22 protein-coding genes are annotated in these 24,582 nt (G+C 68.6%); 10 read left to right on the forward strand and 12 right to left on the reverse strand.

Going from position 1 to position 24,582, the window contains the following annotated elements; all coding sequences use genetic code 11:
- Positions 1-4: 4 nt before the first annotated feature.
- Entirely contained in the window at positions 5-3,886 is a 3,882-nt protein-coding gene (locus ACQ7HM_RS00935) for an nSTAND1 domain-containing NTPase (RefSeq protein ID WP_434214374.1), read from the reverse strand.
- 160 nt (positions 3,887-4,046) lie between these two features.
- On the opposite strand from ACQ7HM_RS00935, the gene ACQ7HM_RS00940 reads away from it, so the two are divergent.
- Entirely contained in the window at positions 4,047-4,364 is a 318-nt protein-coding gene (locus tag ACQ7HM_RS00940) for a LuxR C-terminal-related transcriptional regulator (RefSeq protein ID WP_434214375.1), read from the forward strand.
- A 103-nt stretch (positions 4,365-4,467) separates the two neighbouring features.
- Here the strand turns inward: ACQ7HM_RS00940 and ACQ7HM_RS00945 are convergent, their stop codons facing one another.
- The 4 genes from ACQ7HM_RS00945 to ACQ7HM_RS00960 form a co-directional block, all read right to left on the reverse strand.
- Entirely contained in the window at positions 4,468-5,325 is an 858-nt protein-coding gene (locus ACQ7HM_RS00945; protein ID WP_434214376.1) for an SDR family oxidoreductase, read from the reverse strand.
- Positions 5,326-5,421: 96 nt separating this feature from the next.
- Positions 5,422-6,030: a TetR/AcrR family transcriptional regulator gene (locus ACQ7HM_RS00950; protein WP_434214377.1), complete on the reverse strand. Its 609-nt coding sequence runs from the start codon at positions 6,028-6,030 to the stop codon at positions 5,422-5,424.
- A complete protein-coding gene (locus tag ACQ7HM_RS00955; RefSeq protein ID WP_434214378.1) occupies positions 6,027-7,364 on the reverse strand; it encodes a cytochrome P450 in 1,338 nt (445 codons plus the stop codon). The genes ACQ7HM_RS00950 and ACQ7HM_RS00955 overlap by 4 nt, the downstream gene beginning before the upstream one ends.
- 72 nt (positions 7,365-7,436) lie before the next feature.
- Entirely contained in the window at positions 7,437-8,450 is a 1,014-nt protein-coding gene (locus tag ACQ7HM_RS00960) for an o-succinylbenzoate synthase (protein ID WP_434214379.1), read from the reverse strand.
- Between ACQ7HM_RS00960 and ACQ7HM_RS00965 the strand changes: the two genes are divergently transcribed.
- Positions 8,449-9,393, forward strand: a complete 945-nt coding sequence (locus ACQ7HM_RS00965) for an oxygenase MpaB family protein (RefSeq protein WP_434214380.1) — start codon at positions 8,449-8,451, stop codon at positions 9,391-9,393. The two genes, ACQ7HM_RS00960 and ACQ7HM_RS00965, sit on opposite strands and share 2 nt — an antisense overlap.
- Before the next feature lie 113 nt (positions 9,394-9,506).
- Here ACQ7HM_RS00965 and ACQ7HM_RS00970 read toward each other — a convergent pair whose 3' ends face one another.
- Complete coding sequence (locus tag ACQ7HM_RS00970) at positions 9,507-11,012, reverse strand: carboxylesterase/lipase family protein (RefSeq protein WP_434215593.1); 1,506 nt, start codon at positions 11,010-11,012, stop codon at positions 9,507-9,509.
- 49 nt (positions 11,013-11,061) lie between these two features.
- Here ACQ7HM_RS00970 and ACQ7HM_RS00975 point away from each other — a divergent pair, with 49 nt between their 5' ends.
- A complete protein-coding gene (locus ACQ7HM_RS00975) occupies positions 11,062-11,358 on the forward strand; it encodes an antibiotic biosynthesis monooxygenase family protein (protein WP_434214381.1) in 297 nt (98 codons plus the stop codon).
- On the opposite strand, the gene ACQ7HM_RS00980 is transcribed toward ACQ7HM_RS00975, so the two are convergent.
- From ACQ7HM_RS00980 to rpsL, 5 genes are all read right to left on the reverse strand, one after another.
- The gene (locus tag ACQ7HM_RS00980; RefSeq protein ID WP_434214382.1) at positions 11,331-12,458 is read right to left on the reverse strand and encodes a HoxN/HupN/NixA family nickel/cobalt transporter; all 1,128 of its coding nucleotides are present in this window, start codon (positions 12,456-12,458) and stop codon (positions 11,331-11,333) included. The two genes, ACQ7HM_RS00975 and ACQ7HM_RS00980, sit on opposite strands and share 28 nt — an antisense overlap.
- Before the next feature lie 126 nt (positions 12,459-12,584).
- Positions 12,585-13,775: an elongation factor Tu gene (gene tuf, locus ACQ7HM_RS00985; protein ID WP_434214383.1), complete on the reverse strand. Its 1,191-nt coding sequence runs from the start codon at positions 13,773-13,775 to the stop codon at positions 12,585-12,587.
- 102 nt (positions 13,776-13,877) lie between these two features.
- A complete protein-coding gene (gene fusA / locus ACQ7HM_RS00990; protein ID WP_434214384.1) occupies positions 13,878-15,983 on the reverse strand; it encodes an elongation factor G in 2,106 nt (701 codons plus the stop codon).
- Positions 15,984-16,027: 44 nt separating this feature from the next.
- Positions 16,028-16,498: a 30S ribosomal protein S7 gene (rpsG, locus tag ACQ7HM_RS00995; RefSeq protein ID WP_045823747.1), complete on the reverse strand. Its 471-nt coding sequence runs from the start codon at positions 16,496-16,498 to the stop codon at positions 16,028-16,030.
- Positions 16,498-16,872, reverse strand: coding sequence for a 30S ribosomal protein S12 (rpsL, locus tag ACQ7HM_RS01000; RefSeq protein WP_045823748.1), 375 nt, complete (start codon positions 16,870-16,872; stop codon positions 16,498-16,500). Before rpsL ends, rpsG begins: the two co-directional genes overlap by 1 nt.
- Before the next feature lie 375 nt (positions 16,873-17,247).
- Here rpsL and ACQ7HM_RS01005 point away from each other — a divergent pair, with 375 nt between their 5' ends.
- The 4 genes from ACQ7HM_RS01005 to ACQ7HM_RS01020 all read left to right on the forward strand — a co-directional run bounded on the left by ACQ7HM_RS01005 (position 17,248) and on the right by ACQ7HM_RS01020 (position 20,956).
- Entirely contained in the window at positions 17,248-18,255 is a 1,008-nt protein-coding gene (locus ACQ7HM_RS01005; protein ID WP_434214385.1) for a helix-turn-helix domain-containing protein, read from the forward strand.
- Between the two features lie 137 nt (positions 18,256-18,392).
- Positions 18,393-19,505, forward strand: a complete 1,113-nt coding sequence (locus ACQ7HM_RS01010) for an NDMA-dependent alcohol dehydrogenase (protein ID WP_434214386.1) — start codon at positions 18,393-18,395, stop codon at positions 19,503-19,505.
- A 120-nt stretch (positions 19,506-19,625) separates the two neighbouring features.
- Complete coding sequence (locus ACQ7HM_RS01015; protein ID WP_434214387.1) at positions 19,626-19,997, forward strand: DUF427 domain-containing protein; 372 nt, start codon at positions 19,626-19,628, stop codon at positions 19,995-19,997.
- A complete protein-coding gene (locus ACQ7HM_RS01020) occupies positions 19,994-20,956 on the forward strand; it encodes a DMT family transporter (protein WP_434214388.1) in 963 nt (320 codons plus the stop codon). The genes ACQ7HM_RS01015 and ACQ7HM_RS01020 overlap by 4 nt, the downstream gene beginning before the upstream one ends.
- 18 nt (positions 20,957-20,974) lie before the next feature.
- Here ACQ7HM_RS01020 and ACQ7HM_RS01025 read toward each other — a convergent pair whose 3' ends face one another.
- The gene (locus ACQ7HM_RS01025; protein WP_434214389.1) at positions 20,975-22,354 is read right to left on the reverse strand and encodes a PQQ-binding-like beta-propeller repeat protein; all 1,380 of its coding nucleotides are present in this window, start codon (positions 22,352-22,354) and stop codon (positions 20,975-20,977) included.
- 67 nt (positions 22,355-22,421) lie between these two features.
- Between ACQ7HM_RS01025 and ACQ7HM_RS01030 the strand changes: the two genes are divergently transcribed.
- From ACQ7HM_RS01030 to nadE, 3 genes are read left to right on the forward strand one after another with little or no spacing between them, the layout of a single operon-like run.
- Positions 22,422-23,216: a phytanoyl-CoA dioxygenase family protein gene (locus ACQ7HM_RS01030; protein WP_434214390.1), complete on the forward strand. Its 795-nt coding sequence runs from the start codon at positions 22,422-22,424 to the stop codon at positions 23,214-23,216.
- A 9-nt stretch (positions 23,217-23,225) separates the two neighbouring features.
- On the forward strand, positions 23,226-23,762 hold the full coding sequence (locus ACQ7HM_RS01035) for a CinA family protein (protein WP_434214391.1): 537 nt from the start codon (positions 23,226-23,228) through the stop codon (positions 23,760-23,762).
- Positions 23,756-24,580 (forward strand): ammonia-dependent NAD(+) synthetase, encoded by an 825-nt coding sequence (gene nadE / locus ACQ7HM_RS01040; protein WP_434215594.1) that lies wholly within the window; start codon positions 23,756-23,758, stop codon positions 24,578-24,580. Before ACQ7HM_RS01035 ends, nadE begins: the two co-directional genes overlap by 7 nt.
- Positions 24,581-24,582 lie beyond the last annotated feature (2 nt).

A 24,582-nucleotide genomic window follows, 5' to 3' on the forward strand; every position in this document is an offset into this window, starting at 1 on the left:
CCCCTCAGCGGCAGGTCGGTCGGTAGGTCTCGCCGGGCAGGAAACGCGACCACTCGGACTCGGTGATGGGTGCCGTTCCCGACGCGCACACCTGCGAGACGATGTCGTCGGGGTCGAGGCGCCAGGCCTGGATGATCCCGCGTGCACCGGTCGCGAGCACCGTGCGGTCCTCGGGTCCGAACATCACGTCGTAGATCCGGCCCGGATAGGCCTGGAGCTGTGCACGGACCTGCGCGCGCCCCGGTCGGCGCACATCCCAGATCCACACCTTGCCGTCGGCGCCGGCGGCGGCGACCTGCGTCCCGTCCCGGGAGAAGGCTCCCCCGTAGATCGTGCTGTTGGGCCCGGTGAGGGTGTCGGTGACGACAGGGCGGCGGGGCTCGGACACATCGAGCACCTTCACCTCCTTCGTGGAGGAGGTGACCACCAGCCGTCGCTGGTCGGGGCTGAACCGCGCGGCGAGCGCGTAGGAGGCGAACAGTCGGGTGGACGACAGGATGCTCGGTCTCGACGGGTCGGAGAAGTCGACGAGGACGGCGTCGCCGTTGGTGGTCGAGACCACGGCGCGACGGCCGTCGGGCGCGAAAGCCGTCCACGCCACACCCGATCCGACGTCGACCGCCGACACCCGACGGGGCCGTGCACGATCGGCGATGTCGATGACCACCAACGAATTCGACGCGAGGGTGCCCGCCACCGCGAGCCTCGATCGGTCGCTCACGTCGACGGTCTCGGTCAGGCCGCCGAGCGCGGGCGCGGTCGATCCGACCAGGCGCGGACGGGCGGGGTCGGAGTAGTCGCCCAGATAGAACTGTCCGTCTCCGGAACCGATGGCGGCCGTGGCGCCGTCGGCGGTGTACGACAGCGACGTGAACTTCTGGCCGGCGGGCGCCGCGAGAAGCGGGCCGCGGCGACTGATGGCCCCGGTGGGGGCCACCGTCCACTGGCTCAGCGAACCGTCGGATGCAGCGTTACCGGTGATGAAGTGCGACCCGTCGGCGTCGAAGGCGAACTGGAACGTCGAGTCGACGCCGGCCTGCACCGACGGCTGACCAGGCGGCCAGACCTTTACGGTCCCGTCCTCCGACGCCGCCACCACCCTGTTCCCCACGAACACCGCGGAGTCGACGACGGCCCCGCTGCGCAGCACGCGTGGATCCTCACCACCGGTGAGGTCGAAGACTCGGGTGGTGTTGTCCGAGCTCGCACCGAGCACGTACCGGCCATCGGCGCTGAAATCGACCCCATTGACGTAGCTCTCGAACGACGTCAGGTCACGGGTCGGGACGGGGCGGGAGGGATCGGCCAGCGAGTAGATCTTGATGTCGCGGCTGTTGACCCCCACCGCGAGATCCCCCGACGGAGAGAACGCGAGGTCGGTTGCGGCGACGTTGATCGCCCCCGGCAGCACCACCGACGCCAGCGTTCGCACGCTCGGGGTGTCGAGGGAGTAGATGTCGAAACGGTTCTTGCCGCTGGCCGCGGCGAGACGACGTCCGTCGGGGGAGAACGCGACCGTCGTGCCGTCCCCGACGACGCTGTCGGGCAACGCGACCGGGTCCCATCGGGTCCGCGGCACCATCGCCGCCGGGGTCGAGCTGGCCGGGATCGCCGCCGAGAGCCGGAAGAGCAGTACCCCCGCACCGTCGACGGCGACCGCGAGCAGATTCCCCCGGCGGTTGACGGCGATGTCGCGGACGACGCCGCTGACCTCCGGAGCATCGGTGGTGACCCGCGGAGCCGTCGGGTTCGACAGGTCCCACAGCGTCAGGGTGTCGCTTCCGCCGACGAACAGCTGGCGGGAATCGGCGCCGAACGCGACCCCGTACAGCGGCTTGTCCTTCTGTCCCCTGCCGAACGTCGCGATCTGCCGATCGATCCCCCGGGGTCCGGTCCGGTACAGCCGGATCCGGTCGTCGGAGCCCACCACCGCGACGAGCGATCCATCGGGCGACGCCGCGACCTTGGCGGGCCCCTCGGCGGTGAGCAGTCGGGTCGGTATCGGCGAGGCACTGTTGTCGATGAGCGCAGACCGCGCCTCGACGGTCGGCGAGATGCGGTAGGCGACCATGGCCAGCTGCATCGACAACGCAGGGTCGATGAGGCGCTGCTGATCGGCCTGCACTGCGAGACGGGTCGACAGCGCATCCTGACGCAGTGTCTCGGCGGTCTCCTTCTGGTCGACTGCGTCGGTGCGCGCGACGACGGCGACCACCGCGGCCAGCAACGCGACGACGGCGAACACCGTCGCGGCGGCGGCGTAGGTACGGAGCTGTCGGATCCGTCGACGGTCGACCGACTGCAGGCGCGCACTGCGGGCGTTGGCGAGATCGAGGAATCGTTGTTCGTCCGCACTGATCCGCGCACCGTTCTCCGGTGACTGCGCGAATTCGTTGAACAGGTCCAGGCGACCGCCGTACGGGAGGAGTTCGGGTGCTTCGTCGGAGTCCGACCAGACCGCCAGCACCGCCTGCAGGCGACGGTGCTCGAGCAGGTTGTCGCGATCCTCGGAGATCCACTGGCGCAGGCGCGGCCACGCCGACAGGAGCGCCTCGTGGGTGACCTCGGCATAGGTGTCGCCGACGGTCACCAGTCGGGCGGCGGCGAAGCGGTCGAGGACACCGGCCGCGCGCCGCTGACGGACGTCGCGGCGGGTCTCGGCCAATTCGACGTTGGTCGGGAAACCGAGTTCGGTGAGCGGCGCTCGCCTGCGTGACGCCGAGTCCTCGTCGACGTGGGCCATGGCGAGCAGCTGACGCCGCGCCACGCCCTTCTCGGCGTAGTCGAGTTCGGCGTAGACCCGTTCGGCGGTCTGCTCCACCGCGCCGCTGATGCGGCCGGTCGCGAGATAGTCGCCGACGGTCAGGGTGCGTTTGTCCGACTGCGTCCAGGTCGACAGCAGAGCGTGCGACAGCAGCGGCAGCGATCCCGCACCGATCCCCGCCGCACCGGGACGCACATCACTGAGCAGCAGGTCGACGAGGTCATCGGCCACCTCGAGTCCCGCGACACGCGCCGGTTCGAGGATGACCTCACGGACCTGCCTCTCGTCGAGGGCGGGTACCAGGATGTGTGCGTTCTGCAGGGGCCGTGTGAGGCGGGGCAGGGCAGCCAGCGTTCCATAGAAATCTGCTCGCACAGTCGCCACCACGACCAGCAGTTCGTACTCGTCGCTCACCTCGATCAGCCGATCGGTGAAGCCTCGGCGGGCGTCGGGATCGGGCGTCAGGGTCCACATCTCCTCGGCCTGGTCGAGGGCGAGCAGCACCGGGCCGTCGCCCGGCGGCAGCTCCGCGATCGCGGCCTCGAGGGATCCGACGGGGTCGGCGCCGGGGGTCATCACGGTGCGCCGCCAGCCGGAGAAGCCGCTCTCGGTCTCCATCTGGGCGAGCAGTCCCGCCCGCAACACCGACGACTTGCCGGCCCCCGACGGTCCGATGAGGGTGACGATCGGCATGCGGTCGGCGCCCGGCATCGTCGCCGTGGGGTGGCCGGCCTGCTCGAGCACGGTGCCGATCACGAGATCGGTGAGGTCGTCGCGTCCGAAGAACCAGTCGTGGTCTTCGACGCCGAAGGCGGAGAACCCGAGGTATGGGGTGGGGGTCGACGGTGTCCGTCGCCCGCCCGGGCGCCGGGCGCGTTCGGCGGCGGCGATCCACGGCGCCTGGTCCGCGGGCCCCTCGACACCGCAGACGGTCAACACCTTGCGCAGGGTGGGTTCGCTCGACGCCGTGGGGGCGTGCTGGCCGGAGAACCAGCCGCCCACCGTGGGGGTGAGTGCCCCCGCCCGCGCGGCGGTCTCGCGGATGGAGAGACCCGCTGCCGAGCGGATCTCGGTGAGGGCGCGGGCGAGGTCCTCACGTGTACGGACATCGTCTGGTCTCATCCCCCACCCTCCCCTGACGTGCAGCGTTCCCGCAGGAAACGTATGGACCTTCGTATGGACTTGGCGTGAAACAAGCGTCCAGCTGGCGCCTCGAACGACCGCGAAGGATCATTTCTGCATCGCACATGTGTGCAGCAGTTCAATCGGGAGGATCGTACCCATGTCCGTCGCCCACGACTTCGACGACTCGGATTCCAGCACCACCGCGCACCGGCCCCAGCGCACCGTGACCCTGCGCGTCGTCACCGACGACCGCCCCGCACTCTCGCGCCGCGAGGTCGAGGTGTTGCTCGGCTGGCTGGCCGCCGACTCGAAGGCCGAGGCCGCCGAGCGCCTTTACATCACCGCCTCGACGGTCAACACCCACCTCACGCGCATCCGCGCGAAGTACACCGCCATCGGCCGTCCGGCCCGCTCCAAGGCGAACCTCTTCGCGCGCGCCATCCAGGACGGGTACACCACCCTCGATCAGTGGTGACCGCCCGGCGCTGACGCCGCACTCGACGACGAGGCCCCCTCCCGATGTGTCCGGGAGGGGGCCTCGTCGTCGAGTGGGCGGTGTCGTCGTGCGGGCGTATGGGTCAGGGCTTGCCGGGTGCGGCGGGGACGCCGTTGACCCGCTTGAGGTACTCGGCGCGCTCGACATCGTCGTAGCTGAGGAACATGCGGTCCATGCCGGTGAGCTTGCTCGACGACCGCTTCATCGCCGGCGGCATGACCGCGTTCGCGTGGACCCACGCCATCGACCGCGGGACGGTCAGGTGGGTCTTGGTGCCCTCGATGCTGTTGACGACCTGCTCGGCGACCTGCTCCGGTCCCACCGTCTGCACGAACCGGTTCGTGGTGATCCCGGAGATGAGTGCGGTGCGGGTGAACGTCGGGTTGACGGTCTTGACGCGGACACCCTGCGGCGACAGCTCGTTGTCGCACGCCTCGGAGAACACGATGACCCCCGCCTTGGCGGCGTTGTAGATGGTGAGTCCGGGAACGGGCAACCGCCCGGCCACCGACCCGATGTTGATGATCTGGCCGCCGCCGCGCGCGATCATCCGCTTGGCCGCCTCCTGGGTGCCGATCACGACACCGAGCAGGTCGATGTCGAAGTTGCGCTTGACGACGTTGAGGTCGTAGCTCAGCAGCGGACCGGTCGGCATGATCCCGGCGTTGTTGATGAGAACGTCGATGGGTCCCGCCGCGGCCTCGGCCGAGTCGAGGAACGCCGAGAACGACGCGGGGTCGGTGACGTCGAGCGAGAACCCGTCGTGGCCCAGGTCCGCGGCCGCCTTGCCGACCGCCTCGTCGTCGATGTCGCCGATGACGACGGTCGCGCCCAGATCGCGCAGCCGGGTCGCCGTCTCGAAACCGATACCGCGGGCGGCGCCGGTGATCGCGATGACGAGGCCGCGAACGTCGGTCGTCTTCTTGTTCCTACGTGCCATGGGTGACTCCTTGTTCGGCGCGCGACGAGGCGTCGCACGCGGTGGGGTGGGTGGTGGTGCCGACCGGGGTGGCCGTGGCGGATGCGGTCTCCGCGGTCACCAGATCATCGGGGCGAGGTGGGTGGCCGCGAAGGCGCGGACCCACTCGGGTTCCTGCTTCATCGGGTCCGACGCCGGGACCTCGAGTTGGGAGATCACCAGCCGCACGACGATCTCGACCGCATCGCGCAGGTCGGGATCGGGACGGGTGGCACCGACGCTGCGCAGGGCGCGGACGGTGCGGTCGGTGACCGCGTCGATGAACATCGACGTCACCGACGACGACGTGATGCCCTTCATGTCGGCGTCCTCGATCACGAGGCGATGCATCAGCGGATCCTTCTGGATCAGCTGCGCTCCGACCGAGAACGCCTCGGCGATGGCTTCTTTCGGCGAGAGGCCGGTGATCGACAGCTCGAGTGCCCGCATCCCGTCCTGGTAGAGACGCGTCGCGACGGCGAGCAACAGCGACTCCTTGTTCGGGAACCGTCGGTAGAGCGTGCTGCGACTGACCCCGGCGCGCTTGGCGATCTCGTCGACCGAGGCGCGCCGCACACCGGTGTCGGTGAACTCTGCGGCCGCGGCCGACAGGATCGCGTCCTCCTGGTCGCCGGGACTGTCGGTGTTGCGGGTCTTGCGGCCCGACGCCGAGACGTCCGAGCTCACCGGCGACGCAGGGTGACGGGGAGGCGATCCTTCGGGATCGGCAGCGAGCTGTAGTCCATCGGCATCTCGTAGTCGGCGGGGACCGACCACTCGAAGTTCCGCACCAGCTGATGCATGATCGTCTTGATCTCCATCTGCCCGAAGTAGAGGCCGATGCACTTGTGCACGCCACCGCCGAACGGGCTCCATCCCATGCGGAACTTCTTGTCCTCGGCGCGGTCGGGTCCGAAGCGCTCCGGATCGAAGGTCCACGGGTCGCTGTAGATGCGCTCGTCGTAGTGGTTGAACAGCGACGGCACGGTCACCATCGACCCCTCGGGGACGAAGTACCCCTGGATTTCGGTGTCGGCCACCGCCATCCGCGGATGCGCGGGCACCGGGGTGCACATGCGCAGCGACTCCTTGAACACCGCGTCGAGCACGGTCAGCGACCCGAGGTCGTCGTAGGTGAGTTCGGAGTCGAGGGTCATCGACTGCTCGTGTGCCTTCGCCTGCCACTCCGGCGATTTCGCCATCCGGTAACACATCTGGGTCATCGAGATGGTCGAGGTGTCGTGCGCGGCCATGAGGATGAAGATCATGTGGTTGACGATGTCCTCATCGGAGAACGTCGCTCCCTCGTCGCTCTCCGCGTGGCACAGCACCGAGAAGAGGTCGGGGGTCGCGGTGGCCCGCTTGGCGGGGATGTGGGAGTAGAAGAACTCCTCGAGGATCTTCCGCGAGCGGATCCCCTTCCACCACCGGGTGCCGGGGACCGGCTTGCGGATGACGGCGACACCGGCCTGCACCGTGTCGAGGAAGGCGCCGTTGATGCGGTCGGCCTCGGCCTTGGGCAGTTCCAGTCCGAGGAACACCTCGAGCGCGACGTCGAGGGTGAGTGCCTTGAACTCCTTGAACAACAGGATCTTCCCGGTCGGGAAGTCTTGCATCCGCTTGGCGATCATCGGCTGCATCAGATCCATGTACTGGCGGATCGCGACCGGGCTGAAGCCCTGCTGGAGGATCAGGCGGTGGCTGCGGTGCTCCTCGAAGTCCATCAGCATCACGCCGCGGTTGAAGAACGGGCCGATGAGGTACGACCACGCCGGCGCGTTGGCGAAGGTGCGCTTCTTATTCATCAGCACCTCCTCGGCCGCCTCGGGGCCCGACGCCACGACCCACTTGCGACCGAACGCGCTCATGCCGGAGATCTCACCGAACTCGGCGACTCGCTTCTCGTGGAAACCGAAGGGGTCGCGGCGCATACCGAGCACCGTCGCGATGCCGCTCCGGGTCGAGAACGGCACCTTCTTCAGTTCGCTTCCGGCCGGGATGTCCGAGTCAACCGTTGTCATCGCTGTGCACCTCCATTGGAACAGATGCCAGCAACTGTATCTTTGGGCCCCGGGATTGTCTACTGGGTCACATCACGATCGGGCGGCCGGATGGCCCTCGGCGAGCAGCGCGTGCACCCTGCGGACCCGGTCGATCCACCACTTACGGCGGGCCGGCGCGGCCAATGGGGCGCGCCCGTCGGGGGTGACGATGCGCGGCGCGAGGACGCCGGAGACCGACGGCGACGTCGGCGCGACGTCGATCTCGAACAGGCTCCCGGTACCCAGTCCACACGCGGGCGGCGCGGTCGGGAGGGCCGCGGCGGTCGCGATGCCCGCCGAGATCCCGACGGCGGTGTCGAGGGCGCTGGAGATCACCACATCGAGGTCGATCTGCTCGGCCAACGCCAGCAAGCGTCGCATCCCACCCAGCGGCGCGACCTTCAGGACCGCGACGTCGGCGGCCCCGGCGCGCACCACGCGCAGTGGGTCCTCGGCACGACGGATGCTCTCGTCGGCGGCGATGGGGGTCGTGACCGCGGCGCGCACGGCCGCGAGTTCCTCGATCGACGCGCACGGCTGCTCGACGTACTCGAGTTCGCCCAGGGCTCGGATCGCGGTGATCGCCTGCGGCACCGACCATTTGCCGTTCGCGTCGACACGGACGGTCGGCACGACGGCACGTACCGCCTCGATCCGCGCCACCTCGTCGTCGAGGGTGTCGCCGGGCTCGGCCACCTTGACCTTGGCCGTGCTCACGCCCGGGTGACGGGCCAGGATGGCCGCCACCTCCTCGGCGGGGACCGCGGGCACCGTCGCGTTGATCGCGACCTCGTCGCGCAGCGCGGCGGGTGGCCCCTGGTGGGCGGCCTCGATGCCGGCGGCGAGCCACCACGCCGCCTCGGCGTCGTCGTATTCGACGAAGGCGCCGAACTCACCCCAGCCGGCGGGGCCGGAGAAGATCAGCGCCTCGCGCACGGTGATACCGCGGAACCGTTGGCGCATCGGGAGGGCGACGACGACGGCGGTGTCGAGGATGTCGGCGACCGGGGGGATGTTCACATCGCTCACGCTGCCACATGAGACGAATGTTAGTATTCGTCTCATGAGCGATGTTGTGATCTCGGCGCGTGACGGCTTCGACGCACGGATCCGTGAGGCGGAACCGGTGCTCGCCGACCGCGACATCGAGTCGGCGACCGGGGCACGGCTCGGCCCGGACACCCTGATCTGGAAGTTCTACGGCGACATGCGCGGACTGCTGGGGTTCCAACGTCTCGCCGGCACCGAGAACTGCATCGAACAACTCGGGCAGGGCGTCGCCGACCACTCAGTGATCTTCGACGACTTCCTCGGCCGCGCCCGGCGCACCGGTCCGCCCATCATGCGGACGGTCTATGCCGCCGACGCCGCGCACTGGGGTGCGACGGTGCGCGACTTCCATCGCGACATCAAGGGCACCATCAGTGACGGGTCGCGCTATCACGCCCTCAATCCCGAGTTGTTCTACTGGGCGCACGCGACTTTCGTCGACCAGGTGCTCTACGTGACCGACACCTTCATCCGGCGGCTGTCCTACGCCGAGAAGTGCCGGATCTTCGACGAGAGCAAGACCTGGTACGCGCTCTACGGCATCAGTGCGCGTGACCAACCGCAGACCTACGACGAGTTCTGCGCCTACTGGGAGCGCATGCTGGAACGGTTCGTGCCGCACAAGACGATCGTCTACGCGACCGGCTATCTGCGACAGGGGCTCCCACGACCGCGTCGTGTGCCGGCGCCGGTCTGGCGGGTGGTGTCGGTGCCGCTGAACGCGGCCCTGCGCACGATCGTCATCGGGACGCTGCCGGAGCAGATGCGCACGGTCTGCCGCCTGGAGTGGTCGCCGCGCCAGGAGCGGCGGTTCCAACGCTTCGCCGCGTTCATGCGGGCGATCAACCCGCTCGTGAACCGTCTCCCCCAGAGGTGGCTGTACACACCCTGGGCCCACGAGGCCTGGACCGCCGCCGGTGTCGATCCGCGCCGCCTGCACAACCGCGCCGACACCTGACTCATCGCCGTCGCACGCCCACCGTTCGTCTGCGCGCCCCGCATCGCGCGCGGCTGCACGGTCGGCGCGCGTTCAGATCGACCCGCCGCCCCCGTCGACCGGGATTCGGGCGGTCAGGGGTGACGGACGGCGGCGAGCTCGTCGGCGCGCGGATCGACGACGACCGCATCGACCTCCAGATCGGCGTCGCCGAAGGTCCGTACCGGGCGGGTGTCGCCGACACGGTCCCACCCCGGGTCGCCGGTGGTGGCGAATCGCACCCAGGTCGCGTGCATCTCGTCGGCGAGCGCCTGTGGCGGGGCGTCGCCGGTGAGCGCAGCCGAGCCGCCGAGGTTGTCGAAGACGAACGCCAGCTCGAGTGCATGGCACGCCCGCAGGTCGCGGACCGGTGTGCGCCAGGCGAATTCGTACTGCCACGCCGACGCTCCACCCGCGACGACGGCGTCGACGACGTCGGCCGTGGGTGCCCGGAAGGCGTGATCGGTGAGCACCGAGCACAGCACGTCGCCCGGCGACTCGTCGGGACGGTTCGCGAGATACGGTGCCGCGGCGTCGGGATCGACACCGAACCGGGTCAGCAGCGCGGGCAACATCTCGGCGGTCACCATCCCCGCCAGGCCGCTGGGCACGAGGAAGAAGCGCATCTCGTCGCGGGTCGTCCCGGCGAGGATGTCGACACCGCGACCGGCCCCCGCGCGGATCGCGTCGATGGGCAGCGCGGGGAGAACGGTGCCGTCGATGGTCGGGAACAGACTCATCACGCCGAGCCCCCGCGCCATGATCGACGCTCCCCACCTATGGGGGTTCGGGTCGCCGACGACCATCGCCGCGACCGCATCCTGGGCGCGCTGCAACTGTGCCGTCTCGAGGTCGGCGACACCGGTGACCGTCGGCGGCAGGCTGAACGTCTCGGTGAACTCCGAGGTCACCAGGCGCGCGTCGGCGACATCGGCCGCGCTGATCCCGTTGCCGCTCTGCAGGATCGCGCGGGTGAACAATCCCTCGGCCGCAGGTGACGCGAGCAGCGCCGCGATGCTCATGGCGCCCGCGGACTCCCCGAACACGGTGACCCGATCGGGGTCGCCGCCGAACGCCGCGATGTTCGCCTGTACCCATGCCAGGGCGGCGATCTGGTCGAGCAGACCCCGGTTGTCCGGCGCCCCGGGAAGGCTGAGGAAGCCCAGCGCGCCGAGACGGTAGTTCACGCCGACCATCACGACACCGTCGCGGGCGAACGCGGCGCCGTCGTAGGTGGCGAGGCGATGCGTCCCGCGGACGAAGGCGCCGCCGTGGATCCACACCATCACCGGCAGACCCGACGCACCCGGGTCGGGCGTCCACACCGACAGGTTCAGCGATTCGTCGCCCTCGACGATGACGCTGGGCAACAGCTCCGAGGTGGGCGGCGGGTACGGGCCCTGCGGCGGGGTGGGCCCGTGCTCGGTGGCCGATCGCTCACCGTCCCACGGCTCGACCGGCCCCGGGGGCGCGAACCGCGCGGCGCCGACGAGGGGCGCGGCGTAGGGGATCCCGAGGAACGCGTGCACCTCGGTGTCGCCGGTGCGGACGCGGCGACCCCGCACCACACCCGCCTGCGTGGTCACTCCGACACCGGTCATCGTCTCGTCATCGCTCACACACCCCAGCGTGCCATGCGAGAGTGAGCCCATGATCGTCGAACACGCACTGCTGCCGGTGGCCCCGGGCCGAGGGCACGAGTTCCGCGCCGCGTTCGCCGAGGCGAAGGCCATCGTGGCGTCGATGCCCGGTTTCGTGGGCCTGCGGCTGTCGCGGGGCATCGAGGACCCCGACACCTATCTGCTGCTGATCGAGTGGGACCAGCTCACCGATCACACCGAGGGATTCCGCGATTCACCCGAGTACCGGCGATGGCGGGAACTGCTGCACCACTTCTACGATCCGTTCCCCGAGGTCACTCACTTCGACCCGGTCGACGCGGTCTGATCGAGCGCGGCGGCGAACCGCCTGTCGACCCGCGCCAGACGGTAGTAGAGCACCGCCCCGATCCACACGACAACGAAGGTGGCGACGACGAGCTGCCCGATGCGCTCGAGATCGAACGCGGCGACGACATCGAAGACGCCGCCCGTCAGACCGAGTTCGTCGGCCAGCAGGGTCAGGATCTGCAGGGTCCCGACGACGAGGGCGAGGAACACCGTCAGCCCGGTCATCGTGATGTTGTAGTAGATCTTGCGGGCCGGCGTCACGAACGCCCAGCCATAGGCCTTCGACATGAACACGCCGTCGAGGGTGTCCATCGTGGTCATCCCGGCGGCGAACAACACCGGCAACGCGATGATCGCCAACGGTGGCAGCCCACCGGCGATGGCGGTGGTGCCTGCGACCGCGAGCAGACCGACCTGCGTGGCGGTATCGAACCCGAGCCCGAACAGCAGTCCGAGCGGGTACATCTGCCAGGAATGGTCGATGAGCCTGTCGTACCGCCCCCGGAACAATCGATTCATCAGACCGCGCTTGGCCAGTAGTTCGTCGAGGGACTCGTCGGAGAACTCGCCGCGCCTGGCTCGCCGCCACACCTTCACGATGCCGAACAACACCATGACGTTCAGCGCCGCGATGAGGTAGAGGAAGGTGCCCGAGACGAGCGTGCCGACGATTCCGCCCGGTCCGGCGAATGCCTCCTGGAAAGCCGTGGCCTGTGCGGCGACGATCGCGATCGCACCTACGAACACCAGCACCACCGTCGAGTGACCCAGCGAGAAGAACAATCCGACGGCCAGCGGCCGCCGTCCCTTCTGCAGCAGGAATCTCGTCGTGTCGTCGATGGCGGCGATGTGGTCGGCGTCGAAGGCGTGCCGCATCCCCAACGTGTAGGCGAGCAGCCCCGCGCCTGCGTAGACCAGCGTCCCGTCCGAACCGGTGAGGTCGTGGATACGCGGAATCGAATTGTAGTGGGCGAACAGCCCCCATCCGATCAGATGGAGGACCACCAGGAACGCGACCATCACTCCGAGGCGAGGTAGTTCGTCTCGCGTGAAGCGGCTCGAACTGCCGATCCGTTCGTCGGCGCGGATAGTCGTCACGGTGGTCGACAGTATTCGACAGCCACAGCACCCGCCCGGTCAACGGGTGCGAACGCGAGAACGCCCGACCCCTTGCGGGATCGGGCGCTCTCGGTGATGCGGTCCCGCGTCAGACGCGGGAGGGTGTCACTTGTTGATCTTGGTGACGCGACCGGCACCGACGGTGCGGCCACCCTCACGGATCGCGAAGCGCAGGCCCTCGTCCATGGCGACCGGCTGGATCAGCTTGACGCTCATCTCGGTGTTGTCACCGGGCATGACCATCTCGGTGCCCTCGGGCAGGGTCACGACGCCCGTCACGTCAGTCGTACGGAAGTAGAACTGGGGACGGTAGTTGTTGAAGAACGGGGTGTGGCGACCACCCTCGTCCTTCGACAGGATGTACGCCTGGCCCTCGAACTCGGTGTGCGGGGTGGTGGTACCCGGCTTGATGATGACCTGGCCACGCTCGACGTCCTCGCGCTTGAGGCCACGCAGCAGCAGACCGGCGTTGTCGCCGGCCTCGGCCGAGTCGAGCAGCTTGTGGAACATCTCGATGCCGGTGACGGTGGTCTTGGTCGACTTCTCGCGGATGCCGACGATCTCGACGTCCTCGTTCACGTTGACCGAACCACGCTCGACACGACCGGTGACGACGGTGCCACGACCGGTGATGGTGAAGACGTCCTCGACGGGCATGAGGAAGGGCTTCTCGGTCTCACGGACCGGGTCCGGCACCGACTCGTCGACGGCGGCCATGAGCTCGGCGATCGACTCGCCCCACTTCTCGTCACCCTCGAGGGCCTTGAGAGCGGAGACCTTCACGACCGGCGCGTCCTCGTCGAAGTCCTGGGCGGCCAGCAGTTCGCGGACCTCCATCTCGACGAGCTCGATGATCTCCTCGTCGTCGACCATGTCGGCCTTGTTCAGCGCGACCAGGATGTAGGGCACGCCGACCTGGCGGGCGAGCAGCACGTGCTCACGCGTCTGGGGCATCGGGCCGTCGGTGGCCGCCACGACCAGGATCGCGCCGTCCATCTGGGCGGCACCGGTGATCATGTTCTTGATGTAGTCGGCGTGACCGGGGGCGTCGACGTGCGCGTAGTGACGCTTCTCGGTCTGGTACTCGACGTGGGAGATGTTGATCGTGATACCACGAGCCTTCTCCTCCGGCGCCTTGTCGATCTGGTCGAACGCGAACGCGGCGTTGAGGTCCGGGTACTTGTCGTGCAGAACCTTGGTGATGGCCGCGGTCAGCGTGGTCTTGCCGTGGTCGACGTGACCGATGGTGCCGATGTTGACGTGCGGCTTGGTCCGCTCGAACTTCGCCTTACCCACTTGATGTCCTCCTGGACTGTCATGCGCCTGAGGCTTTCTCAGCCGCAAAGATTGGTTGTTTGCTGGTGTGCGTCGCGACGGTTGTCGCGACGCATCGACGATCTATTCGCCGGTCGCCTTCGCGATGATCTCCTTCGAGACGTTCGCGGGAACCTCCGCGTACGAATCGAACACCATGGAGTAGTTCGCCCGGCCCTGGGTCTTCGACCGGAGGTCTCCGATGTAGCCGAACATCTCCGACAGCGGGACCTGCGCCTTGACGACACGGGCACCGCTGCGCTCCTCCATGGCCTGGATCTGGCCACGGCGCGAGTTGAGGTCGCCGATCACGTCACCCATGTAGTCCTCGGGTGTGATGACCTCGACGGCCATCAGCGGTTCGAGGATCACGGGGCCGGCCATGCGGGCGGCCTCCTTGAGTGCCTGCGAACCGGCGATCTTGAACGCCATCTCCGAGGAGTCGACGTCGTGGTACTGGCCGTCGAGAAGCGTGAACTTCAGGTTGACCAGCGGGTAGCCGGCCAGCACGCCGTACTGCATGGCGTCCTGGGCTCCGGCGTCCACCGACGGGATGTACTCGCGGGGCACGCGACCACCGGTGACGGCGTTGACGAACTCGTAGGTCGCGCCGTCCTCGGCGTCGACCAGCGGCTCGAGCTTGACGATGACCTTCGCGAACTGGCCCGATCCACCCGTCTGCTTCTTGTGGGTGAAGTCGTGCTTCTCGACGGTCTTGCGGATCGTCTCGCGGTAGGCCACCTGCGGCTTGCCGACGTTGGCCTCGACCTTGAACTCCCGCTTCATGCGGTCGACCAGGATGTCGAGGTGGAGCTCGCCCATGCCGCCGATGACGGTCTGGCCGGTGTCCTCGTCGAGCTTCACCGAGAAGGTCGGGTCCTCTTCGGCGAGCTTCTGGATCGCGGTGCCCAGCTTCTCCTGGTCGGACTTGGTCTTGGGCTCGATCGAGACCTGGATGACCGGGTCAGGGAAGCTCATCGACTCCAGGATCACCTGATCCTGCGGATCGCACAGGGTGTCACCGGTGGTGGTGTCCTTCAGTCCGATCACGGCGTAGATGTGCCCGGCGGACGCGGTCGGGACCGCGTTCTCCTTGTTGGAGTGCATCTGGAAGAGCTTGCCCAGACGCTCCTTCTTGCCCTTGGTCGAGTTGATGACCTGGGCGCCGGAGTCGACCTTGCCCGAGTACACGCGGACGTAGGTCAGCTTGCCGAAGAAGGGGTGCGTGGCGATCTTGAACGCCAGCGCCGCGAACGGCTCGTCCGACGACGGCTTGCGGGTGAGGAGCTTCTCCTCGTCGCCCACCGCGTGACCCGTGACCGACTCGACGTCGAGAGGCGACGGCAGGTAGTCGATGACGGCGTCGAGCATGGGCTGCACACCCTTGTTCTTGAACGCCGAACCACAGAGCACCGGGTAGATCTCGGAGTTCACCGTCATCTTGCGGATGGCGGTCTTGATCTCCTCGATCGTGAGCGGCTCGCCGCCGAAGTGCTTCTCGAGAAGCTCCTCGTCGGACTCGGCGACCGTCTCGAGCAGCTCCTCGCGGTACTGCTCGGCACGCTCGACGAGGTGCTCGGGGATGTCGATGGTCTCGTAGGACTCACCGAGCTTGGTCTCCCCGCGCCAGACCTTCGCCTTCATCTCGACCAGGTCGACGATGCCCTCGAAGTCGTTCTCGGCACCGATCGGCAGCTGGATGACCAGCGGCTTGGCGCCGAGGCGGTCCTTGATCGTCTGCACCGTGAAGTAGAAGTCGGCGCCGAGCTTGTCCATCTTGTTGACGAAGCAGATACGCGGCACGTCGTACTTGTCGGCCTGACGCCACACCTGCTCGGACTGCGGCTCGACACCCTCTTTGCCGTCGAACACCGCGACCGCGCCGTCGAGGACGCGCAGCGAGCGCTCGACCTCGACGGTGAAGTCGACGTGGCCCGGGGTGTCGATGATGTTGATCTGGTTGTCGTTCCAGAAACAGGTGGTGGCAGCAGAGGTGATCGTGATGCCACGCTCCTGCTCCTGCTCCATCCAGTCCATGGTGGCTGCGCCGTCGTGGACCTCACCGATCTTGTACGAGATACCGGTGTAGAAGAGGATGCGCTCGGTGGTGGTGGTCTTGCCGGCATCGATGTGGGCCATGATGCCGATGTTGCGGACCTTGTTCAGGTCGGTCAGCACGTCCTGTGCCACTTATCTGCCTCGCTCTTTCGCGTAGAAGATGTTGATAGGGATTGTCACCAGCGGTAGTGCGCGAACGCCCGGTTGGCCTCGGCCATCTTGTGGGTGTCCTCGCGACGCTTGACTGCTGCGCCGAGACCGTTGCTGGCGTCGAGCAGCTCGTTGGCCAGACGCTCGACCATGGTCTTCTCGCGACGCTGCCGGCTGAAGGTGACCAGCCAGCGCAGGGCGAGGGTGTTCGCACGGTTGGGCTTGACCTCGATGGGCACCTGGTAGGTGGCACCACCGACGCGGCGGCTCTTGACCTCGAGCGCGGGCTTCACGTTGTCGAGGGCGCGCTTGAGGGTGATGACCGGATCGGTGCCGGTCTTCTCGCGAGCCTGCTCGAGTGCGCGGTAGACGATGCGCTCGGCGGTCGACTTCTTGCCGTCGAGGAGGATCTTGTTCACCAGCTGGGTGACCAGCGGCGAGCCGTAGACCGGGTCGTTGATGAGGGGGCGCTTCGGGGCGGGTCCTTTACGTGGCATCAGCCCTTCTCCTTCTTCGCGCCGTACTTGCTGCGTCCCTGCTTGCGGCCCTTGACACCCTGGGTGTCGAGCGAGCCGCGGATGACCTTGTACCGCACACCCGGGAGGTCCTTCACACGACCGCCGCGGACGAGCACCATCGAGTGCTCCTGCAGGTTGTGACCCTCACCGGGGATGTAGGCGGTGACCTCGACCGAGCTCGTCAGGCGCACGCGGGCGACCTTGCGGAGCGCGGAGTTCGGCTTCTTGGGGGTGGTGGTGTACACGCGGGTGCACACGCCACGCCGCTGCGGGCTGCCCTTCAGCGCTGCCGTCTTCTGCTTGGCAGGCTTGTCGTGGCGGCCCTTGCGGACCAACTGGTTGATTGTTGGCACTGGTTGTTCGTCCTTAGGTTCGGCGGTGTTCGTTGTCCACTGTGGTTGGTGCTCCGGGCAGGTGAACCGGAGATGAACTCCGGCGCAACTCCACAGTTCGCCCCACCAGGCCCGAAAGCGCTGGTCAGTACTAGTTTGTTCACCCCACTGTCGGGCGTGTCGAATCTGCCGACAGGTGGTGGTCGTGTCACCCGCACACTGCCCTCGCCGGCGGAAACAGACCGGCGATCGATGGCATACGGATCAGCCCGGCTGTTGCCAGGCACCAGCGCTCAACTGTACCGACCGCGTCAGGTCAGGTCAAAAACGATCCCCGGGCACCTCGACGACCGATTTCACCTCGGCATATGCGCCGTTGGACGTATGTTTTCGGGCATGTCCGAGGTCGCCGGGTCCGAGTTCGTCAGGGCCGAGATCGCCCGCTCGTGGCAGCGCGCGGAACGGGCCGGACTCCAGCCTGCCGATTCGGCGACCCGGTTCAGTGTCTCCGAGGTCGACCGTCGGAGTCGACTCCTCGCCGCCGCCACCCCCGTCCTCGACCGGATGGAGAGTGTGTTGACCGGGAGCGGCTTCTGCGTCCTGCTCGCCGACCGCGACGCCCGGCTCGTCGACATGCGCTTCGGCTCCCACCAGGTCCACGACGTCGTCGCCGAGGTGGGCGTGCAGATCGGCCGGTCGTTCACCGAGGAGACCTCCGGCACGAACTCGATCGCCACGGTGCACGCGTTGCGGTCGCCGTTCGCCGTGCGCGGCGACGAGCACTACATCGAGGAATTGAAGCGCTTCAGCTGCTACGGCCACCCGCTCCACAACCCGGTGACCCGGCGGATCGAGGGGATCCTCGACATCACCTTCCTGCAGTCCGACGACAACCCGTTGCTGCAACCCCTGCTCGTCCAGGCGGCACACGACATCACCGAACGCCTCCTCGAACAGACCCGCAGCGGCGAGCACCTGCTCCTGCGGCATTTCCAACGCGCCGGGGCTCGTCGGCGCGGCGCCCCGGTCGTCGCCATCGCCGACGAGATCGTTCTCGAGAACGCCTCGGCCGGTCAGCTCGTCGGGCCGGCCGACCACAGCGCACTGCGCGCCCTGACCGACGGCGCCATGAACCGCCGAGGCCACGTGCCGCGGGTGATGCTGAGCTCGGGACACGCGGCGTCGTTGCGGTGGGAGCGGCCCGAGGGCGGTGGTTTCGTCATCGAGATCGATCTCATCGACGACGGGGTGGCGGTCCTCAACGCCCTCGACCGCGCGACCCGCGACGCCATCGTCTCCGAACTCGACCGCCACGACGGCAACAAGCGCGGCACCGCCCAGGCGCTCGGGATGAGTCGCACCACCCTCTACAAGCGGATGCGCGAACTCGGCATCGACGGCTGAGTCGTCCAGAGACACGACGGCTGACCCGTCCAGCCTGTCCAAAAGTTGGACACCTCCATCGAGTGACGCGCGTCACCATGGCCTACAGAGCGCACCCCTGACCCCGATCGGTGCGCCGAGGAGGAGGGACTTCGACCATGAAGACCAAGGCAGCCGTACTGTTCGACGCCGGAAAGCCGTTCGAGATCCTCGAACTCGACCTCGACAAGCCCAAGGACGGCGAGGTCCTGATCAAGTTCACCGCCGCGGGGTTGTGTCACTCCGATCTGCACCTCACCGACGGCGACCTCCCGCCGCGCTTCCCCATGGTCGGCGGCCACGAGGGCGCGGGCATCATCGAGGAGGTCGGTGCGGGCGTCACCAAGGTCAAGCCCGGCGATCACGTGGTGTGCAGCTTCATCCCCAACTGCGGGACATGCCGCTACTGCTCGACCGGCCGACAGTCGCTGTGTGACGTCGGTGCGACCATCCTCGACGGGTGCCTGCCCGACGGCACCTACCGATTCCACGCCGGCGGTGACGATTTCGGCGGCATGTGCATGCTCGGCACCTTCTCCGAGCGCGCCGTGATCTCCCAGTACTCGGTGGTGAAGGTCGACGACTGGCTGCCGCTGGACAAGGCCGTGCTCGTCGGCTGCGGTGTGCCCACCGGATGGGGATCGGTCGTCTACGCGGGCAACGTGCGCGCCGGCGACACGGTGGTCATCTACGGCATCGGCGGCATCGGCATCAACTCGGTGCAGGGCGCCGTGCACGCCGGCGCCAAGTACGTCGTGGTGGTCGACCCGATCGCGTTCAAACGCGACACGGCCACCAAGTTCGGTGCGACCCACACCTTCGCCGATCCGGCCGAGGCGCAGGAGAAGGTCACCGAGCTCACCTGGGGCCAGGGTGCCGACTGCGCGATCGTCACCGTCGGCACCGTCGAGGAGGACGTCGTGTCGGCGGCCATAGGCGCGGTCGGCAAGGGCGGCACGGTCGTGCTGACCGGGTTGTCGAGCCCGGAGAAGTTCACGGTGCACTGGCCCGGGATCGACCTGACCCTCAACGAGAAGACGATCAAGGGCTCACTGTTCGGGTCGGCCAACCCGCAGTACGACATCGTGCGCCTGCTGCGTCTGTACGACGCGGGTCAGCTCAAGCTCGACGAGCTGGTCACCTCGACCTACACCCTCGAGCAGGTCAACGAGGGCTACCAGGACCTGCGCGACGGCAAGAACATCCGCGGCGTGATCCTGCACGACAGCTGACCTCACCCGTCGGTGACCCCACGCGGGGTCGGTGTGCCCCGGAGACCCCACGGTCTCCGGGGCACATCGCCGTCACGGGCCGGCGGGAACAGCCGGCCACGCGTCGTCGTTGATCCCCGCATGGCACGCACCCCGCTCGTCCCCGGTCCCGACCACCCCATCACCGTGACGCCCACCGGTCAGCGCGTGACCGTGAGCGTGGACGGGCGACAGATCGCCGCGTCCGACGCGGCGCTGACGCTGCGCGAGGCGAGCTACCCACCCGTGCAGTACATCCCGATCGCCGATGTGGACCCCGCGGTGTTGCGGGCGTCGGATGCGCACACCTACTGCCCCTACAAGGGCGAGGCCTCGTACTACGACCTCGTCGTCGACGGCACCGAGCAGGCCGACACGGTCTGGGTGTACCCCCGGCCCCACGACGCGGTCGCCGACATCGTCGACCACGTCGCGTTCTATCCCGACCGCGTGGACATCAGCGTCGGCGGGTGACCGTCGCCGGGGGGACCTCGAACGAGACCGTCGTCGTCGCCGACGCCGGCGGGTCGTCGAGCCTGCGTGGGCGCCGTGACGCGACCTGGCTGATCGCGGTGTCGGCGGCGCTGTGGGGCCTCGACGGCCTGTTGCGCAAGCCGCTGGCGTCCGACCTCGCCGCGGGCACCATCGTGCTGTGGGAACACATCCTCCCCATGGTTCTGCTCGCCCCGTTCCTGCCGTCGGCGATCCGTGCCTTCCTGCGACTCGGCGTGCGCGACAAGGTCGCGGTGGTGGTCATCGGCATCGGGTCCTCGGCTGTGGCGACGGCACTGTTCACGCGCGCGTTCACGATCGCCGGGAGCAGCGGCGACTTCATCACCCCGCTCGTCCTGCAGAAGCTGCAGCCGGTCCTCGCCATCGCCCTGGCGGTGCTGCTCCTCGGCGAACGCCTGCGACCCCGCTTCGCGCTCTACGCGATTCCCGCCCTCGTCGGGGCCTGGCTGCTCGCCTTCGCCGACCCGCTGCACCTCACCGTGTCCGAACTCGAGCCGGCCCTGCTCGCCCTCGGCGCAGCGGCACTGTGGGCGGTCGGCACCGTCCTCGGGCGCATGGTGTCGCCCTCGCTGTCACCCCGCCACCTCACGACCCTGCGACTCGGGTTCGGCACGGTCGGGGCGTTCGGCGTCGTCGGTGTCACCGGCGCTCCCCTGCTGCCGGCATGGGGCGACGCGGTCGGCCTGGTCCTGCTCGCCCTCATCCCGGGCCTGCTCGCCCTGACCCTCTACTACCGCGCGCTGCAGTCGACCCCCGCGTCCCGGGCGACACTCGGCGAACTGGCCTTCCCGGCCACCGCGGCCGTCGTCGGGGTGCTCGTGTTGGGCACGACGCTGGCCTGGTCGCAGTGGGCGGGCCTGGCGATCGTCGCCGTGACGGTCACCGTGATGGGTGTCCGCGAGGCTCGCGCGCGCCACTGAATCCCCCTCGCGGCCGACTCACCCCTGTTCGCCCTTCCGGGCCCGCCACACCGACAGCGAATCCCCCTCCGCCCGAACGATGTCGCCGCCGGAGCCGGAGACGGCGGTCAGCGCGAGAGTGCCCGCCGACGGCGACCGGGACACCACCGACCACACGATCCGACCGGTGACAGCGTCGAGCGAGTGCATGCCGCTGGCATCGCCGAACACGAAGAAGCGGCCGTCGGAGATACCGGAACGGACTACGAACGCGGCGGGCCACGGGGTGGTCCAGATTCGACGGCCCGAGCGGGCGTCGAAGCCGATCAGATTCCCGTCCAACGATGCGGCGATGAGGGTGGGACCGACGACGGCCGGCGCGATGCCGCCGTCCGCCTTGCCCCAGTCGAGGACCGGGTCGCGCCAGAGCAGTGCGCCGGAGCGCGGATCGAACACCCCGTTGCCCATGACGATCGGGGCGAAAGGGGTTGCCGTGACCTGGGGTCGGAAGGACCCGTCCGGAAGGCTCAGGCGCTGGGTCGCGACCTGTGTCCCGTCGTCGGTGAGCAGACGCTCGATCCCCTGGGGATAGGTCTCGGCGCGGAACAGGGTGTCGCCGATCGTGGTGACGATGCCGTCGGCGGCGAAGCGCCGCGTCCCGGTGTCGAGCGAGTACACCGCCGAGGCGAACCCGATGTCGCCGTCGGCCGCGGCCCGGACGATGAAGACCCTGCGGTCGGGTGCCACGTCGCTGATCGACGCCCCGGGACCGGCATCGGTGATGGTCCGGACGCTCGCGGTCGGCGCGCCCACGGTGCCCGTGGCCAGCACGACCGACGCCGCGGGTCCGGTTCCCCGGGTGCCGCTCACATAGGTCGCGTCGCCGGCGACCGTCACGCCCGAGACGGTGAAGTCCGGATCGGCCTGGCCGCGCACGCGGCCGGTCGCGGTGTCGACGACGATCACGCGGGTCGGCGACCAGCAGGCGATGGATCCCGCGAGGGGACCGCCGGTGCAGCTCGTGATCGGACCGACCGGCCGCCTCCAGATCGGTGCTCCATCGGTGCGACCGATGCCCACCAGCGTCACGTCGGCGACCTCGGTGTAGGCCCGCGGCCGTCCCACCGCGGCGATCAGGTTGTCGGCCGCGTCGACGAGGAACCCGTAGCCGCTCGTGTTCGTGTCCGGGGTCGCGACCGACAGGAGCGTGTCGCCGGGCCCGGTCGCCACGCGCTGCACGTCGAGTGTCCAGAGCGGCGTCGGGCGGACGCCGAGTCCGAGTGACCGCACCGCGTCGGCCTCGCGGCGTTCGTCGTAGTGCCGTCCGACCACGTAGCTGGCGACGCCGGAGGCGATGGTCGCCAGCGCGACGAGGGAGACGACAACGATCCTGGTCGTCCGTACGGACAGAGTCGGCATGTCGGAGAACCTAGTCGGTGGAAAAACGATTGCCCGCCCACGGTCCACGTGTCCACACTGATCGGCGATGACGCTCACCGACACCGACCTCGAGACGTTCGCCCGCGACGGCCACATCGCGATCCGCGGCGCCGTCGACCGCGCGACCGTCGACGACTGCCGCGCACAGCTGTGGGATCTCCTCGCCGAGTCGCCCGACGACCCCCTGTCGTGGACCGAGCCGGTCCGTCGCGTCGACAGTCCGATGACCCCGTCGTTCGCGGCCGCGGCGCGGTCGCCGGCACTGACCGAGGCCTACGACCAGCTCGTCGGGCCCGGTCGCTGGACGCAACGGATCGAACTCGGGAACGTCGCGGTCCGCTTCCCCACCGCCACCGAATCCCGCGACACCGGCTGGCACATCGACGCGAGTTTCCTGCCGCCCGGGGCGAGTCGGTACTTCGTCAACGTGTCCTCCCGCGACCGCGGTCTGCTGATGCTGTTCCTGCTGTCCGACGTGGGGGACGACGACGCACCGACGCGCATCCGTTCCGGCTCCCACCTCGACGTGCCGCACCTCCTGGCCCCGTTCGGTGAGGCCGGCGTCGACATGTTCGACATCGCCGGGGAACTCGACGCCATCGGCTCCCGCGAGACGCCCGAGCGTCCCGAGGTCCTCGCCACCGGCGCCGCCGGCGACGTCCACCTCTGTCACCCGTTCCTCGTCCACGCGGCACAACAGCATCGAGGCACCCGGCCACGGTTCCTGTCGCAACCGGGCCTGATGCTCACCGAGCAGTTCGATCTCGACCATCCACGATCACCGGTGGAGCAAGCGATCATCGCGGGATCGAGTGGATTGAGCCCCTCGACCGCCGGGTAAGCGGGTCACATGATCAGCGATCCCGACGACCGACTGCCCACCGACGACGACATCGGCGATCTGTGCGAGGAACTGGCCTCTCTCGCCGACGAGGGTCGCATCACGATCGCGACGGCGGAGTCGCTCACCGCAGGCAACATCGCGACCCATCTGGGTAGGGCGACATCGTCGGGCGACTGGTACCGCGGCGGTGTGATCGCCTATCGACCCGAGGTCAAGCACTCGTTGCTGAAGGTCCCCGACGGACCGGTCGTGACCGAGGACGCGGCACGCGCGATGGCCCGCTCCACCGCCGAACTGTTCGGGGCCGACATCGCCGTCGCGGTCACCGGCGAGGGCGGACCAGAGACCCAGGAGGACGTGCCACCGGGCACCGTCTGGTTCGGCCTGTTCGACCGCGGTGCCGTACACACCGCGCACCGCGTGTTCGACGGTGACCCACCCGACGTGCTCGCTGCGACCGTGGGCGAGAGCCTGCACTTCCTCCTGGACCATCTCCGCGACGCCGTCGACGGTCACACCTCCGACACCGGGAGCCCATCATGACGGTGCGGCACGACATCATCGACGAGCTGCGTGTCCGCCCGACCACCACCCCACGCGACGAGATCGACCGTCGCGTGACGTTCCTGACCGACTACGTCCGGGCCACCGGCACCCGGGGGTTCACCCTCGGGATCAGCGGCGGCCAGGACAGCACCCTGGCCGGTCGCCTGTGCCGGCTCGCCGTCGACAGGCTCGTCGACGACGGCGTCGAGGCCGAGTTCGTGGGTGTGCGGCTCCCGTACCGCGACCAGGCCGACGCTGCCGACGTCGACATCGCGCTCGACTTCGTGGCGCCGACGATGGTGACGTCGATCGACATCGCGCCCGCGGTCGACGCCGGGGCGCAGGCCGTCGCAGACGCCCTCCACATCGACCGCCTCAGCGACCTCAACCGGGGCAACATCAAGGCGCGCGAACGCATGATCGCCCAATACGCCATCGCCGGTGAACGCGGACTGCTGGTGGTGGGTACCGATCACGCCGCGGAGGCGGTGACGGGGTTCTTCACCAAGCACGGCGACGGCGCGGCCGATGTCACGCCGTTGACCGGCCTGACCAAAGGACAGGGTGCCGAACTCCTCCGCACCCTGGGAGCTCCCGAGAGCACCTGGGACAAGGTCCCCACGGCGGACCTCGAGGACGATCGTCCCGCATTGCCCGACGAGGACGCGTTGGGTGTCAGCTACCGCGACATCGACGGGTACCTCGAGGGTCGTCAGGTGCCCGCCGCGGCGGCGGAGACGATCGAGGCGGCCTACTCGCGGACCCGACACAAGCGACGCCCCGCGGTGGCACCCGACGACGACTGGTGGCGGTGATC

Source organism: Williamsia sp. MIQD14 (genome assembly GCF_051025635.1).
Lineage (GTDB): Bacteria > Actinomycetota > Actinomycetes > Mycobacteriales > Mycobacteriaceae > Williamsia_A.